Origin of the sequence: Chenggangzhangella methanolivorans (assembly GCF_042648545.1) — a bacterium.
Taxonomy (GTDB): Bacteria; Pseudomonadota; Alphaproteobacteria; order Rhizobiales; family Methylopilaceae; genus Methylopila; species Methylopila methanolivorans.
The window spans coordinates 178,380-192,551 of the sequence record NZ_JBHRXS010000005.1; the positions used below are offsets into that span (position 1 = coordinate 178,380).

Consider the following 14,172-nt stretch of genomic DNA (forward strand, 5'->3'; position numbering starts at 1 on the left):
AACAAGAAAGGGAAATGTCATGACCAGCCCCGTCATTCGCGGCGTCAATCACATCGGCATCACGGTGCCCGACATCGAACAGGCGAAATCGTTTCTCGTCGAAGCTTTCGGCGGCCAGCTGATCTACCAGTCCTTCGGACCGCAGGACCCGCCGCGGAAGGGTCCCGAGTTCGAGCGGGCCGTCGGGGCCTATCCCGGTACGGTCGTGCGCGCGCAGGCGATGGTCAAAATCGGAACCGGAGCTGACATCGAGCTCTTCGAAATGCATGGCCCCGAGCAAGCTGAGCCTGTGCGGGCGAGCGACTTCGGCATCACGCACTTCGCTGTCTACACCGACGACATCGACGCGTCGGTCGAACGCTTCGAGAAGGCGGGAGGCACACCCTTCACTGCGCCGCGCGCCATCCCCTACGCGACCGAGAAAGGGTCGGGAAACAGGGTCTGCTACGGCCGCATGCCCTGGGGCACGACGATGGAGTTCATCACCACGCCTGACCGGATGGCCTATCGCGATCAGACGGATCTGCGCAGGTGGCAGGACGAGGACTGAGCAAGGCGCAAGTCTGAACAGATGCACCACGCCGTCGATCCAGTCCGCGGCCTCGGCGCGGCGATGAATGCAACCGGGCAGCGCGAAGAGCTTGCCCACAGGCTCCTACTGAAGCACGCGGCCGACGCAGCCATACCGGGCGTCGCGGACATCGCGCCCTACGTGGCCTTCGGCGCCTTCTACTTCCTCGTGTCCCAATCTGGATGACGGTGGAGCAGTTCCGGTCGCCGAGTGAGACCTTCGAACCATCAACCCCGCAGGTGCCGCTCGAGCTCGGCTAAAGGGCAGCGAACAGGGAGGTCGGCGGCAGACGCCGGCCTCCAGAAGATATGGCGACCCATGGCGACTCTTTGCGACTTTCCACATAGCCGCTTTAATGTCCGTCTATGAACATCTTAACGACTGCGCGGCTTGTGCTTCGGAGCCCGTCCCCTCACGATTTTCAGGATCTGCACGAACACGTGCTATCTGATCCAGTCGTCATGGGACGAGTTTTCTCTGGCCATGCTCTGCAATTAATGCAGTCCAGAGAATTCTTTGAAGCTAATTTCGATCATGATCAATCCGGTAAGAAGCTCGGTATGTTAGTGGAGCGCGGGACGGGGTCTCTCATCGGCTTCGCAGGCTTAATATCTTGCAGCGCGCTTGATCAGCTAGATTACGAACTTGGCTTCGTTCTGCGTCGGGAAGCCTGGGGCCACGGCTATGCGACCGAGATCGGGCTGGGCCAACTTGACCACGGCTTTAAGACGCTCGGTCTGCCGCGCATTCTGGCCCAGGTTTACCCAAGTAATGCCGCATCGATTTCTGTCATCACGAAAATCGGCATGACGCTTCATTCCAGAGTGCGCAGCCGAGAGCGCGGCGAGCGACACGTTTATATGAAAACGTGTAACTCGCTCTAGCACTCCCGGAAGTACGGTTGAGCCGACCAGTGTGATGGAAGCTATCAGCCTGTCGGCAGAGCTGCCGCAGGTGACAGTCATCCTGATTAGGTCGAAGCGTCTAGGTTGGAGCGCCGAAATCGGTCGCGATGGATATGTCGCGCCAGGCGGCGATGTCAGCTCGGAATGCGTCCAGCTTTCGCTCCGCAATCGCGTGAGCGCGCGGCCCGATCGGAAGGTGCAGCGGCGGATGCTCGGCGTCGATCGCTTGCAGCATGACAGCTACGGCCTTGTCCGGATCGCCCGCCTGCCGACCGTCGTTGGTCTCGCGATAGCGTCGCCTCGCCCTTACGGTCTCCGCGTATGCGTCGATCTCGCGCGCGGCGGTCGCCATCGAGCGGCCCAAGAACTCGGTGCGGAAGGGGCCAGGCTCGACGATGATCACCTTCAGGCCCAGAGGGGCAAGCTCCTGCGCGAGCGCCTCTGAGAGGCCTTCCACGGCGAATTTGGTTGCGTTGTAGAAGCCGAAGCCTGCAGAGCCGGCTATTCCCGCCCCCGACGAGAGATTGACGAGACGGGCGCCTGGACGTTCGCGGAGCGCGGGAAGCGCGGCTCGGGTCGTCTCGATTAGGCCGAAGACGTTTGCCTCGAACATCGGCCGGTATTCGTCGGGCTCCGCCTCCTCGATCGCGCCAATGAAGCCGAAGCCGGCATTATTGACGAGCACGTCCAACCCACCGAACGCGCGCTTGGCCAATGCCACCGCCTTCGCGGCGTCGCCCGCGCGGGTTACGTCGAGCGAGATGCTACGCACCGTCTCGGGATATCGCTCGGACAGGGGCAGCAGGCTATCGGTGGAACGAGCGGTGGCGACAAGCCTGTCGCCGCGCGCGGCGACGGCTTCAGCAAGCCGTTGGCCCAGGCCGGACGAGCAGCCGGTAATCAGCCAGGTCTTCATCATGTTCTCCTTCAGCTTCTGAAGTGGGGCCGGGCGACCCAACGCGATGGGCTTGGTCCGGACCCAAGTCTCGGGATGAGGAGACATGTGCCGATTGAAATCGTTCGATAACTGACAGTATCGTACATTTTTCGTTCGTTTTTGTGGGGGTGCGCGATGGAATGGAGCGATGTCAGAATCTTCCTGGCGGTTGCCCGCACTGGCACGTTGGGGGCAGCCGCGCGCGCTCTTCACCTAAGCCACCCCACGGTCGGACGCCGACTTCGCGCGCTCGAACAGGCTACCGGCCATACGCTGTTTCAAAGAACAGTCGACGGCTTCATTCCAACGGAGGAAGGCGCCGCCGTTATCGCTTTGGCGGAGCAGATGGAGGACGGCGCGCTGGCCATCGAACGGCGGCTCGCAGGCCAGGAGCAGGAGCTCCAGGGCACCTTGCGCATATCCTCCGCCGACTGGTTCGGAGCGTACGTTCTGCCGCCAATCATCAAGGATTATGCGAAGGCGTATCCGCACGTCGACGTCGAAATCCTGACGGGCACACGCCTGTTCAGCCTCGCGCAGCGGGAGGCTGATATCGCCTTTCGGATCGTCCCGTTCGATGGTCCCGACATCGTGCAGCGCCGGCTCGTTCGTCTGGCTTATGGAGCCTACGTGGCGGCGCGCCTACCCGACCCCGAATACGGCTACGGAGAGGGGTTCAGGCTGATCACTCATGACACGTCGACAGGCCAGTTCCCGGATATCGCCTGGCTTCAAGAGAGCTTCCCGAAAGCGATGACGGTTCTTCGCTCGAACAATCGTAACGTTCAGAGCCGCATGTGCAGCCAGGGCATCGGCATCGCCGTCCTGCCGCGGGTGGTGGGCGATCAAATGGCCGATCTGCGCAGGCTCAACCTGCCGACCGAGCCGCCATCGCGCGACATTTGGATGGGGTATCACAAGGACATCAGACGTCTTCAGCGGTTGCGGGCGTTCATCACTATGGCGACCGATCATCTGGCGACCGCGCAAAACCAGACGGAGCGGCCGCAGCCCGACGCGTCAGGTTGAGGTCGGGCGCAAACGCTCACGGTGTCGAGCGTCGGTCGTCAGGCGCGTTCCTCAATCGATCGAACCGAACGCCGCAACTTCATGGCCCACACAAATGAACGGAGAGCGTTCAAGTTTGTAAATTGAAAGCTGCATTTCATGGGATCAAATACTAGTCCATGACAAGCACAACACTTATCGTGACATGCAGCGGCGGGACATATTTCGATCGCGACTATTACGTCGATGTTCACTTGCCACTGGCGCTCGCATGCTGGGCGCAACATGGACTGGAAAGCGCCAGCGCCTTCTTCCCTCGCGACGCCGACGCCGCAGATGTCTCCGTGGGAATCTATCGGTTTCGCGATGAGGCCGCGCTGCGCACTGCGCTCGCATCCACCGAGACCGAGGCTGTGATGACGGACGTCCCTCGCTTCACCGACGCTGTCGTGTCTCGCAGCATCGGCTTGCCGCTCTGAATGGTCCGGGTAGAGCCCGGCCGCAGATTGGCATCCGCAAATCAGCTTCTTTCACATCGAAGGTTTTTCGCGATGAGCTTTTCTGATCGCAAGGTATTCGTCGTCGGCGGTAGCCGTGGCATAGGCGCGGCGATCGTGCGGCGCTTCTCGTCAGAGGGCGCGACAGTCACGTTCACTTACGCTTCGTCGGTCGCTACCGCAGCTCAACTCGCCGCCGAAACCGGCGCGCAGGCGCTTCGGGCGGACGCCAGCGAGCGCAAAGAACTCGTCGCGGCGATCCGCGACGCCGGACCGATCGACATCTTTGTCTATAACGCCGGCTTGCTCGTGTACGGCGATCCGCTGACGCTCGCCGCCGGCGACGTCGAGCGGATGATCAACGTCAACGTCAACGGGGCCTATTTCGGGTGTGTCGAAGCTTCGCGCCTGATGCCCGATGGCGGGCGTATCATCGTCATTGGGTCCGACACTGCCGACAGCATGCCGTTCGCCGGGTTGTCGGCCTATGTGATGACCAAGGCGGCGGTGCAGGGCATGGCTCGTGGGCTGTCGCGCGACATGGGCCCGCGCAACATCACGGTGAACGTGGTCCAGCCCGGCCCGACCGACACCGATATGAACCCGGCCGAGGGTCCGCGAGCAGCGTCCATGCTCGGCCCGATGTCGATCAAGCGCTATGGCGCGCCTGACGAGGTCGCAAGCCTCACGCTCTATCTCGCCGGCCCTCAAGCACGCGGCATTACGGGCTCTATGCATACGATCGACGGGGGCTTCGCGGCTTAAGCCCACCAATTTTCGCCCGTGCCATAAGCTGTCGCACATCGCTGCAGCAATGCTTCACGGAATGATCCTGCGTGACGGGTATTCGGCAGCATTGCCTCGCTGTCGCTCCGCAGGCGCGTCCCGCACAACACCCAAAGCTGACACCAATCATGCAAGACATGCTCGTACTAATCGAGCCGGTCATTCCGGCGTTGCGACGCTATGCGAGGGCGCTGCTCCATAATTCGACCGCCGCCGATGATCTCGTTCAGGACAGTCTTGAACGCGCGATTTCGGCATGGGGCCAGCGGAGGGCCGACGGCGACGTCAAATCTTGGCTGTTCACCATTCTCCACAACCTCGCGATGAACAGTTTCACGCAGGCCCGTCGAAGAGGCGAGCATATCTCGCTGGAAGAAGCCGACCCATCGGCCTTCGCGCGCGACGCTCCGCAAGAGAACGGTCTGCGCCATCGCGAACTGGTCAACGCGCTGGCCCAACTGCCGGACGACCAGCGCAGCGTGATCCTGCTCGTGTCGGTGGAAGGGCTGTCCTATGCGCAGACCGCGAAGGTGCTGGCCGTGCCTGTGGGCACCGTCATGTCGCGTCTGTCGCGCGGAAGAGAGCGGCTCGCCACGTTGCTTAAAGCCGATTCTGGGGGCCAAGCGGCGCATAGATCGGCCCCGCATCTGAGGAGGGTAATATGACGGCCGTCCGTCCCATTCTGGAGGACGACCTCCAAGCCTATGTGGACGGCGAACTCGACGCCGGCCGCCGCGCCGAGGTTGAGGCCTATCTCGAAGGCCAACCTGACGTCGCGCGACGCGTCGCGGAGTTCGTCGCCCATCGCGCGGAATTGCAGGCGGCTTTCGGGCCGATCGCTCACGAAACGGTGCCGGTAGAGCTCAGCGTGGCTCGCCTGATCGCTGATCGGCGAAAGGCTTCGGCGTATCCGGGATGGGCTTCGATGGCGGCCGCGGTCGCGATGCTGGTCGTTGGCGCCGGAGCCGGCTGGTATGGCCGTGGAGCGTTCGAACCGCGCCTGGTCGGCGTCGTGGCGCTCGCGCAGGAGGCTTCCGCAAGCTTTGCGACCTACGCGTCCGACCATAGCAGACCAGTCGAGGTCGAGGCCGGTGACAGCGAGGGCCTGCTGAGCTGGATTTCAAACCGCCTCAAGCGCCCCGTCACGGTCCCCGACCTGACATCGTCGGGCTATCGTTTTATGGGCGGCCGCATCGTGGCGACCACGCATGGGCCGGCCGCGATGCTGATGTACGACGACGACCGAGGATCCCGGCTTGTCATGCTGATGCGGCCAATGCGGGAGCAGTTCGTTCCGATGTCGGATCAAAGCGCTGACGGCGTCGCGGGCTTCGCCTGGGCCCAGAACAGCATGGGCTATAGCCTGACTGGAGATATCGCCCCGTCGGTCCTGCACCCGATCGCGAATGAAGCGCGCCGTCAGGCCGACAAAATTTAACGTCGTCGAGATTTGAATAAAAAATTGTAGAGTGCAGGAATAAAGCGCCGATAATACTGTCTAATTATTACGATCGTTTTGGATCGATGGAGACAAGACAATGAAAATCTCACTGATCAAGGCCTTGGCCGTCGCGCTTGCTATTGCGGCCCCAACTGCAGCCTTCGCAGCGCCCCACGACGGCCTGATCCCGGGCGTGACGTTCATTTCGGCCAACACCGCAAGCGCCGATCACGCCGGCCGCCATGCGAAGCCTGTGGTTGAGCGTGCCGAAAAGGGTGGTGTGCTCGACGAACGCAAAGGCGGGACGCGGCCCGCGCCGCTGGACGACCCCTACGCGCGCTGGGACGCAAACACGAACGCCGGCTGACGGGGCGCGTGGGCGGGCAAGATCATCGTCTTGTCCGCCGCCCTGGCTGGCGCGCTCTGCAGGCGCCCGTATGGTTTTTAAGAGGCGGCCTGACGCCACCTCATGCGGCGCCGCCGGACTTCGGGGCGTTTCGCGGCGAGTGGCCGAAGATGTCCTTGTAAGCCCGACTGAAGGCGGCCTCGGACGCGTAGCCGATGCGCAGGCCGACCTCTCCGGCCCGCGCGTCGGGCTCGGCCAGCATGCGCCGGGCGAGGCCGAGGCGCCATTCGTTCTGGTAGCGCAGCGGGGAGCGGCCGACGAGCGCGGCGAAGCGGTCGCAGAAGTTCGATCGCGACATGCCGGCGGCCTCGGAAAGCGTCGCGACGCTCCAGCGCCGCATCGGCTCGGCGTGGATCATCTTCAGGCAGCGCGCGATGCGCGCGTCGGACAGTCCGCCAAGCCATCCTGACGCGCGGCCGAGCTGAACCCAGGTTCGCAGCACGCGGATCACCACGAGGTCGATCAGCCGCGAAATCATCAAGCCTGATCCCGGCTGCACGTCGTCGGCCTCGATCATCATGAAATGAACGATGCCGTCGATCCAGTCGGCGGCCTCGGCATGACTGAGATGAATACAGGCCGGCAGCGCGAAGACCATGCCGCGCAGGCTGTCCGGATCGAACCAGAAGCGGCAGACCACGATCTCGGCCGAACCGTCGGCAGCCGAAAGCGTCCTGTCGCCGGGGCCATGGGACAGCAGCACGAGGTCGCCGACGTCGATCCGTGAGGGCGCTTGATCGCCGCCCTCCAGACGCACGCCGCCCTTCGTTACGACCACGACATGCGCTTCACCGTCGCTCATCGGCAACTGCTCTCCCGGGGCGAGCGCGCGGGCGAACACATGGTCGCCCGTGAGCCGAATCTGGGACAGCACGCTCGACAGCAGATCGGCCGACGCCGCCGCTGACGTGTCGGGTTCTGGACGAACGATCAAGTTTTCCAGTGAATCGGCCATGGCTGGAAAGCCCCTGACGCCGCAACTTACGGGGCGAAGACGGCGACTATCAGCCTGATATCACGTCGCTTCAAAGTCAGACAACCGCGCCGTCCAGGCGCTTCGGCACCGACCGATATGGGTCGGATCGTCCGATCTCGGACGCCACAATCGTGAGAGCTTCCATGACCATTGAGATGATGCGCCAGCCCGACCGCCTCGCTGCTTCGCGCTGGCTCAGAAACTACTCCTTCGCCCGCGCGGCGTTCTCGATCGCGTGGGTGGCGGCCGCCCTCGCGGTCGGCCGCCAGACGCCGCTCGCCGCCGCGGCGCTCCTTGTCGCCTATCCGGCCTGGGACGCGATCGCCAATCTGGTCGACGCCCGGCGTAACGGCGGTCTCAGCGCCAATCGCAGCCAGAGCCTGAACGTGGCGGCGAGCGCCGTCACGACGCTCGCGGTGGCCGTCGCCCTCGGCTTCGGGCCTAACGAGGTGCTGGCCGTGTTCGGCGTCTGGGCGATCCTCTCAGGGCTGTTCCAGTTGCTCACCGGCGTGCGTCGTTGGCGGATGGGCGCCCAGTGGGCGATGGTTTTGAGCGGCGCCCAGTCGAGTCTCGCCGGGGCGTTCATGCTTGTCCAGGCGAGCGGCACCAAGCCCGCCAGCATCGCCGACATCGCGCCCTACGCCGCCTTCGGCGCCTTCTACTTCCTGGTTTCGGCGGTCTCGTTGACCGTGAGCAACGCACGCCAACGCAAGGCCGGATTGGCCTAAGCGGCCCCAAAATCACGACCTCCGCAGGAATGACCTGCGACTACGAAAAAGGAATGGATCATGACAGTCGACGTCAAGTATCGCACCGCCGCCACCGCGAGCGGAGGGCGTGACGGATACACCCGTACTGAAGACGGCAAGCTCGATCTGAAGCTGTCCACGCCGAAGGAACTCGGCGGGCCCGGTGGCGAGGGGACCAACCCCGAGCAACTGTTCGCGTCGGGATATGCCGCTTGCTTCCTCGGCGCATTGAAGTTCGCCGCTCGCCAGCTTGGCCTCCAGGCGACCGCGGATGCCACAGTCACCGCATCGGTGGGCATCGGATTAAGCCCCAATGGCGGCTTTGGCCTGGACGTCGAGCTATTGGTTTTGCTCCCGGGTATGGAGCGCGACGACGCTCAGCGACTGGCGGAGGCAGCTCACCAGAACTGTCCCTACTCCAACGCCACGCGTGGCAACATCGACGTCCGTCTCAGCGTCGTCTGAACCCGTCAACGCTTCAGCGTCATGCCTCAATCAACAAGGTAGCCTCAAGATGCGTAGTTTCGACGCGATCATCATCGGGGCCGGCCAGGCGGGTCCCTCGCTCGCTGGCCGGCTGAACCAGGCCGGTCTGTCGGTCGCCATCATAGAGCGCCACCTTGTTGGCGGCACCTGCGTGAACACCGGCTGCAAGCCGACAAAGACGCTCGTCGCCAGCGCCTACGCCGTTCACACCGCGCGGCGCGGCCAGGACTACGGCTTCAACGTGGCCGAGCCGATCGAGATCGACATGAAGAAGGTGGCGGCTCGGGCGGACCAGGTCATCCGCGGCTCACGGTCGTCCAATGAGAGTTGGCTGGCCGGCATGGCCGACGTTGAGCTGATCCGCGGCCATGCGCGCTTCGAGGGTCCAAATATCGTCGCCGTCAATGGCGAGCGACTGACGGCGCCGCGGATCTTCATCAATGTCGGCGGTCGCGCTGTGACGCCGGACATGCCCGGAATTGATCAGGTCCCCATCCTCACCAACACCGACATGGTGGCGCTCGACATGCTGCCAAGGCATCTCGTCGTCATCGGCGGAAGCTACATCGGGCTTGAGTTCGCCCAGATGTACCGTCGCTTCGGCTCAGAGGTCACGGTTGTCGAGCGGATGGACCGCCTCATCGGGCGGGAGGACGCCGACGTGTCCGAGGCCGTGCGTGACATCCTCGAGGCTGAAGGGATCTCGATCCGCACAGGCGCGGACTGCATCGGATTTGCTCGCAGCGGTGACGATGTCGAGGTGCGCGTGGATTGCGCCGAGGGATCGCAGCCGATCGTAGCCAGTCATGTCCTTATGGCGGTCGGGCGGCGTCCGAACACAGACGACCTCGGACTGGAAGCCGCAGGCGTCGTTGTCGACGCACGCGGCTACATCACCGTCGACGACAGGTTGGAGACCAGCGCGCCCGGGATCTGGGCGCTCGGCGACTGCAATGGTCGCGGCGCCTTCACTCACACGGCCTACAACGACTTCGAAATCGTCGCCGCGAACCTCCTCGACGGCGAAGATCGTCGGGTCAGCCAACGCCTTCCGGGCTATGCGCTCTACATCGATCCGCCGCTCGCGCGTGTGGGAATGACGGACGCGGAGGCGCAAAAGAGCGGGAGACGGCTGCTTCATTCGAAGCGACCCATGTCGCGCGTCGGTCGTGCGGTCGAGAAGGGCGAGACGCAAGGGTTCATGAAGGTGGTGGCCGACGCCGACACCCGGCGCATCCTCGGCGCGGCGATACTGGGAACGGGCGGCGACGAGGCCATCCACGGCGTCCTGAACATGATGAACGCCGACCAGCCGATCGAAGCGCTGCGTTGGTCGGTGCCGGTTCATCCGACGGTTTCAGAGCTTGTCCCCACCGTCCTGCTAGATCTCGCGCCGCTCTGAGGCTGCACCGGAGAGGCCACTGCGTCTACCGTGAGACGAATGGAATTAGCGGGCTTGATCCGTTTGGCTCGCCGACCTAGTCGGCTTGCCGGTCTCCGAGTCCAAGTCTGAGGTAAGCGTCCGCAATCGGGGGAAGCGTCAATGGCCGTTCTTGGCCCCGAGCCGCTTTGAGTCGCCTGCGTTCTACTGGCGAACAATCGCCCATCGACAGTCCTGGGCGGCATCCCGCAACAAACCCACTGACGTTCGATCGGTGATGGCTCCGTCTGCTTGACCGCAATCGGGGCGCGCATCCTATCATGCGTCTATGGCTCATAGCTTCGCGAATCTGTCAGCGACTGATTTCGAGGAGCTGAGTCGAGACCTGATCGGCTGCGCGCTCGAAGCCCGGTTCGAGGGGTTCACACCGGGCCCCGACGGCGGGATCGACGGGCGGCACTCCGTCGGGTCGAACACGACCATCCTGCAGGCCAAGCACCTAGAACGGTCGTCATTCAGCGATCTGAAACGCACCATGCGCAAGGAGCGCGCGTCGATCGACCGGCTCGCGCCCCAACGATACGTGCTGACCACCTCCCAGGGACTGACGCCATCCAACAAGAAAGCACTCCGGGAGATCATCGGTCCATCGCTGCAAAGCGAGCGCGACATTTTCGGCGCCGACGATCTGAATGGGCTGCTTCGCGCCTTTCCCGACGTCGAGAAGGCCCATCCGAAGCTCTGGTCCGTCCGCGGCGGCGTTTTGCAGACGCTCATCGCGGAAGCGGTCAGCGAGGGCGTCGCGACCTCCAGGCAGGTCCCGAAACCGCTTGCGGATCTCATCGCCGCGAAAGCTCCCGCCCCGGAGGCTGCGGACAAGTCCCGCCCCGCTGTGGCGCGCGACGTCCTGTTCCTCGCCAAGACAAGCCAGGACGACGAGTTCGCATTGTGGCTGGCGCCCAAGCTCGAGGCGGAAGGCTACAACGTCTTCGCCGACATTCTCACTCTGGAGCCCGGCGACCGGTGGCGAAAGGAGCGAACGCAGGCCCTGCGCAATCGCGCGAGCAAGGTTCTGGTTCTTTGCCGCGACGCGTCGCTGGCGTCCAGCGACATACAGGACGATCTCTCCGTCGCTGTGGAACTCGCCGAGGAGCTCGGCGACAAGCGGTTCGTCATTCCACTGCGTCTTGAGCCCTACAAGAAGGTCCATGGGCTCGGCGACGCAGTTCACGTCGACTTCGTTCGGGGATGGGGCGAAGGCCTGCAGTCGCTCTTGACTACCCTCAAACGCCAGCGCGCGCCAAAGCGTGCGGACGGTCCCCGCGTCCATCCGAACTGGGAGATCTTCCGCAGGCGCGGTGCGATCCCTCTGAAGGACGAACCCGAACGCCTGACGTCGAACTGGCTTCGCGTGGCCGCGGCGCCGGACAAGATCTTCTTCTATGAGCCTGTCGGCCACATCGATCGATCGATGCTCAAGCGCGCGCTCACGAGTTTTCCCCGTCCGATCAGCCCGTACGCTTCCGGGTATTTCACGTTCGCCGACGGCCACGAAGTCGACGGGGCTCTCAGCCATCTGGGCAGGTTCTCGGTCAAGCACGCCATCCCGCTGGACCAGTTTCTAGAGAATGGGTTTGCCGAGCTAAGCCTTGAGCGCCAGACCGCGCAGAACATTCTCTATTGGTTGAGCCGAGCCGCTTGGGAGGCCTATTGCTCAAGGCTCGGCCTGATCGAACGCCAGTATTCGAATGCGCTCGGATTTCACGTCTCACGCGATCAGGCCGCGATCCGTCAGCGGATCCCATGGAGCCGGCAGGGAGAACGGCGCTGGTCGATGCTGCGCAATGTTGCCAAGGGCCATGTCTGGTCGTTCGGCGTCACGGCAATTCCGGTCTTCGAGCCATTCTTCCACATCCGCCTCAAATCGCGGGTCCTGTTCGCAACCCCGGACGACAAGTCCGGCGAGACCGTAATCGCAGATGTGCGCAAGCAGCATCGCCTGCGGCGTTCAATCTGCAAGGGTTGGCGCAACAAGCAATGGCACGGCAGGCTACTGGCGTTTCTTGAAATCCTGTCCGGCGAGTCCGCCTTTGTCAGGCTTTCGGTGTCCGACACGGCGGCGATCGTGCTCGAAGCCACTCCGATGCTCTTCACCTCTCCCGTGAGCACGCTGTCGCCGGACGCGCTCGAGGACGATGAGGAGGAGCAGGACGCCTCCACGCTCGGCCGGCCCGAGCCTGAAGAGATCGACCCATGAAGTTTCCGGAACGGACTCTCCTCGTCGAACATTTCCATGAGCCCGTCCTCGAATTCGCCAGCGGCCAGACGACGGCCCATCCCAAGGACGGCCTGTTCCTCTATGGGCCTCACGACAAGGCGAAGAAAATCCAGGAAGTGCGGATCGGCGTCGTCGGCACGCCGGACGGCGTCAAGCACTTCAGGGCGTGGAGCGCCAGGATGGGCGCGATGATCGCGGTGCCGCCTCCCGGCAAGGGACAGAAGGCGGACCGCCTTCACCTGGCGAATTTCCCCGGCATCGAACCGACGTTCGGCGTCACCTTTGATCCGGAACGCGCCAGCGTGCTCACGCTCTCACTGGCGGACATCGATCGCAAATCCAGACTGCTCAACCACAACGAGGCCGTCAGCGAAGTCGCATCGCTCTACGTCAATCGCGTCAGAAAACATCTGAAGAACGACGAGAGAGCAGTCGACCTCTGGGTCATCGTCATCCCGGAAATCGTCTACGAGCGCTGCCGTCCCGAGTCTCGTCGTACCGGTCTTCCGATGCAGGTCGGCAGTTTCGTCAAAAAGCGCCGGACCAAGGAGGATCTGCCTCTCCTTGCCCCGGTGCTGGATCAATCGGCGGAGAGCATTTTCGAGAACGCGCCGGACTTCCATCGGCACATCAAGGCCCAGTTCCTCGACATCGGTCCAACGCAGCTGGTTCGAGAAACGACGATCGCGCCTGAGGCGTTTCTCAACAAGGCGGGCTATCCGTCCCGGAAGACCCAGGATGAGGCGACGATCGCCTGGAACCTGGCGACCGGCCTCTATTACAAGACCCAGCCGCGGCCGCCGTGGAAACTTGCGCAGGTCAGACCAGGCGTCTGCTACATCGGCATGGTCTACAAGGCGCTGCCCTCCGATCCCGAAGGCCATTCCTGCTGCGCAGCCCAGATGTTTCTCAACGAGGGCGACGGAGTCGTCTTCCGCGGAGCGAACGGCCCATGGAAGACCGGGGACAACGATTTTCACCTCAAGCCGGCGGCAGCCAAAGAGCTGCTCAAGATGGTCCTAGAAACCTATCAAGAAGACCATGGCAGGCCGCCGGACGAGCTCTTCCTCCATGGGCAGACCTATTTCAACGACGAGGAGTGGCGCGCGTTCGTCGACGTGGCTCCGAAGGGAACGAACGTGGTCGGCGTCCGCATCCGAACCACCAGCGGCGAGACGAAGCTGTTCCGCGACGGCGACTATCCGGTTCTGCGAGGGACGGCCCTGCTGATCGACGACCGAAGCGCGTATCTCTGGACCACGGGTTACGTCCCTCAGCTGGACACCTATATCGGCCCGGAAACTCCCAATCCGCTGCTGATTAAGACCTTGCGGAGCAAGTCGGCCATGCCAGACATTCGCACGGTGCTCGGCGACATCATGGGCCTCACCAAGATCAACTATAACTCCTGCAATTTTAACGACGGGCTCCCGGTGACCGTTCGCTTCGCGCGGATGGTCGGCGACGTGCTGACGATGGGAGCGGCCAAAGGGGCTGAGCGGCAGCCCTTCAAATTCTATATCTGACTACGTTCCGCGCAGAAGATCGCACCGGCCAGCATGGCACCCCTACTCTGATATCGCGGCGCAGCCGCAGGGGCCGTGAAACGCCTCTGCCGGCTTTGCGCAGTCGGAGGAAGGGCTCAGGCGGCGTCGCCGCGTCGCAACCTGGCTCGTAGCTGTCAGCCTACCTACCGACATACGCCACCGTATAGGTTGGCGCCCGCGATGCCCGCTGCAAAAGCAGGAGAG

General features: G+C 63.4%; 16 protein-coding genes. 14 read left to right on the forward strand and 2 right to left on the reverse strand.

Annotated features, from left to right (window positions below):
• Positions 1-19: 19 nt before the first annotated feature.
• The 3 genes from ACFOWB_RS10180 (at position 20) to ACFOWB_RS10190 (ending at position 1,455) form a co-directional block, all read left to right on the forward strand.
• Positions 20-550, forward strand: a complete 531-nt coding sequence (locus tag ACFOWB_RS10180; RefSeq protein WP_261405040.1) for a VOC family protein — start codon at positions 20-22, stop codon at positions 548-550.
• A 21-nt stretch (positions 551-571) separates the two neighbouring features.
• A complete protein-coding gene (locus tag ACFOWB_RS10185) occupies positions 572-757 on the forward strand; it encodes a hypothetical protein (RefSeq protein WP_261405916.1) in 186 nt (61 codons plus the stop codon).
• 179 nt (positions 758-936) lie between these two features.
• Positions 937-1,455: a GNAT family N-acetyltransferase gene (locus tag ACFOWB_RS10190; protein ID WP_261405039.1), complete on the forward strand. Its 519-nt coding sequence runs from the start codon at positions 937-939 to the stop codon at positions 1,453-1,455.
• Between the two features lie 100 nt (positions 1,456-1,555).
• Here the strand turns inward: ACFOWB_RS10190 and ACFOWB_RS10195 are convergent, their stop codons facing one another.
• Positions 1,556-2,392, reverse strand: coding sequence for an oxidoreductase (locus tag ACFOWB_RS10195; protein WP_261405038.1), 837 nt, complete (start codon positions 2,390-2,392; stop codon positions 1,556-1,558).
• Between the two features lie 156 nt (positions 2,393-2,548).
• On the opposite strand from ACFOWB_RS10195, the gene ACFOWB_RS10200 reads away from it, so the two are divergent.
• From ACFOWB_RS10200 to ACFOWB_RS10225, 6 genes are all read left to right on the forward strand, one after another.
• Entirely contained in the window at positions 2,549-3,442 is an 894-nt protein-coding gene (locus ACFOWB_RS10200; protein ID WP_261405037.1) for a LysR family transcriptional regulator, read from the forward strand.
• 158 nt (positions 3,443-3,600) lie between these two features.
• Positions 3,601-3,900, forward strand: coding sequence for a hypothetical protein (locus ACFOWB_RS10205; RefSeq protein ID WP_378147103.1), 300 nt, complete (start codon positions 3,601-3,603; stop codon positions 3,898-3,900).
• A 72-nt stretch (positions 3,901-3,972) separates the two neighbouring features.
• A complete protein-coding gene (locus tag ACFOWB_RS10210) occupies positions 3,973-4,683 on the forward strand; it encodes an SDR family oxidoreductase (protein ID WP_378147105.1) in 711 nt (236 codons plus the stop codon).
• 149 nt (positions 4,684-4,832) lie between these two features.
• Positions 4,833-5,369 carry an RNA polymerase sigma factor gene (locus tag ACFOWB_RS10215; RefSeq protein WP_261405034.1) on the forward strand — a complete coding sequence of 179 codons (537 nt, stop codon included), beginning with the start codon at positions 4,833-4,835 and terminating at the stop codon, positions 5,367-5,369.
• A 41-nt stretch (positions 5,370-5,410) separates the two neighbouring features.
• On the forward strand, positions 5,411-6,142 hold the full coding sequence (locus ACFOWB_RS10220) for an anti-sigma factor family protein (RefSeq protein WP_378147108.1): 732 nt from the start codon (positions 5,411-5,413) through the stop codon (positions 6,140-6,142).
• Between the two features lie 100 nt (positions 6,143-6,242).
• Entirely contained in the window at positions 6,243-6,512 is a 270-nt protein-coding gene (locus ACFOWB_RS10225; RefSeq protein ID WP_378147110.1) for a hypothetical protein, read from the forward strand.
• 100 nt (positions 6,513-6,612) lie between these two features.
• Here ACFOWB_RS10225 and ACFOWB_RS10230 read toward each other — a convergent pair whose 3' ends face one another.
• Positions 6,613-7,506 (reverse strand): AraC family transcriptional regulator, encoded by an 894-nt coding sequence (locus ACFOWB_RS10230; RefSeq protein ID WP_261405032.1) that lies wholly within the window; start codon positions 7,504-7,506, stop codon positions 6,613-6,615.
• Positions 7,507-7,676: 170 nt separating this feature from the next.
• Here ACFOWB_RS10230 and ACFOWB_RS10235 point away from each other — a divergent pair, with 170 nt between their 5' ends.
• The 5 genes from ACFOWB_RS10235 to ACFOWB_RS10255 all read left to right on the forward strand — a co-directional run bounded on the left by ACFOWB_RS10235 (position 7,677) and on the right by ACFOWB_RS10255 (position 13,947).
• The gene (locus ACFOWB_RS10235; RefSeq protein WP_378147322.1) at positions 7,677-8,255 is read left to right on the forward strand and encodes a DUF308 domain-containing protein; all 579 of its coding nucleotides are present in this window, start codon (positions 7,677-7,679) and stop codon (positions 8,253-8,255) included.
• A gap of 60 nt (positions 8,256-8,315) precedes the next feature.
• Entirely contained in the window at positions 8,316-8,741 is a 426-nt protein-coding gene (locus ACFOWB_RS10240; RefSeq protein ID WP_261405031.1) for an organic hydroperoxide resistance protein, read from the forward strand.
• A gap of 49 nt (positions 8,742-8,790) precedes the next feature.
• Entirely contained in the window at positions 8,791-10,164 is a 1,374-nt protein-coding gene (locus ACFOWB_RS10245) for an FAD-containing oxidoreductase (RefSeq protein WP_261405030.1), read from the forward strand.
• 307 nt (positions 10,165-10,471) lie between these two features.
• Positions 10,472-12,400: a toll/interleukin-1 receptor domain-containing protein gene (locus tag ACFOWB_RS10250; protein ID WP_378147113.1), complete on the forward strand. Its 1,929-nt coding sequence runs from the start codon at positions 10,472-10,474 to the stop codon at positions 12,398-12,400.
• Positions 12,397-13,947 carry an argonaute/piwi family protein gene (locus tag ACFOWB_RS10255; protein ID WP_378147115.1) on the forward strand — a complete coding sequence of 517 codons (1,551 nt, stop codon included), beginning with the start codon at positions 12,397-12,399 and terminating at the stop codon, positions 13,945-13,947. Before ACFOWB_RS10250 ends, ACFOWB_RS10255 begins: the two co-directional genes overlap by 4 nt.
• The last annotated feature ends 225 nt before the right edge of the window (positions 13,948-14,172 follow it).

What these genes read in the sequence shown, in the direction of transcription:
- ACFOWB_RS10225 (WP_378147110.1), top strand. Translation starts at nt 6,243, where the DNA reads ATGAAAATCTCACTGATCAAGGCCTTGGCCGTCGCGCTTGCTATTGCG.
- ACFOWB_RS10200 (WP_261405037.1), top strand. Translation starts at nt 2,549, where the DNA reads ATGGAATGGAGCGATGTCAGAATCTTCCTGGCGGTTGCCCGCACTGGC.
- ACFOWB_RS10245 (WP_261405030.1), top strand. Translation starts at nt 8,791, where the DNA reads ATGCGTAGTTTCGACGCGATCATCATCGGGGCCGGCCAGGCGGGTCCC.
- ACFOWB_RS10190 (WP_261405039.1), top strand. Translation starts at nt 937, where the DNA reads ATGAACATCTTAACGACTGCGCGGCTTGTGCTTCGGAGCCCGTCCCCT.
- ACFOWB_RS10180 (WP_261405040.1), top strand. Translation starts at nt 20, where the DNA reads ATGACCAGCCCCGTCATTCGCGGCGTCAATCACATCGGCATCACGGTG.
- ACFOWB_RS10185 (WP_261405916.1), top strand. Translation starts at nt 572, where the DNA reads ATGCACCACGCCGTCGATCCAGTCCGCGGCCTCGGCGCGGCGATGAAT.
- ACFOWB_RS10195 (WP_261405038.1), bottom strand. Translation starts at nt 2,392, where the DNA reads ATGAAGACCTGGCTGATTACCGGCTGCTCGTCCGGCCTGGGCCAACGG.
- ACFOWB_RS10210 (WP_378147105.1), top strand. Translation starts at nt 3,973, where the DNA reads ATGAGCTTTTCTGATCGCAAGGTATTCGTCGTCGGCGGTAGCCGTGGC.
- ACFOWB_RS10205 (WP_378147103.1), top strand. Translation starts at nt 3,601, where the DNA reads ATGACAAGCACAACACTTATCGTGACATGCAGCGGCGGGACATATTTC.
- ACFOWB_RS10255 (WP_378147115.1), top strand. Translation starts at nt 12,397, where the DNA reads ATGAAGTTTCCGGAACGGACTCTCCTCGTCGAACATTTCCATGAGCCC.
- ACFOWB_RS10240 (WP_261405031.1), top strand. Translation starts at nt 8,316, where the DNA reads ATGACAGTCGACGTCAAGTATCGCACCGCCGCCACCGCGAGCGGAGGG.
- ACFOWB_RS10230 (WP_261405032.1), bottom strand. Translation starts at nt 7,506, where the DNA reads ATGGCCGATTCACTGGAAAACTTGATCGTTCGTCCAGAACCCGACACG.
- ACFOWB_RS10215 (WP_261405034.1), top strand. Translation starts at nt 4,833, where the DNA reads ATGCAAGACATGCTCGTACTAATCGAGCCGGTCATTCCGGCGTTGCGA.
- ACFOWB_RS10250 (WP_378147113.1), top strand. Translation starts at nt 10,472, where the DNA reads ATGGCTCATAGCTTCGCGAATCTGTCAGCGACTGATTTCGAGGAGCTG.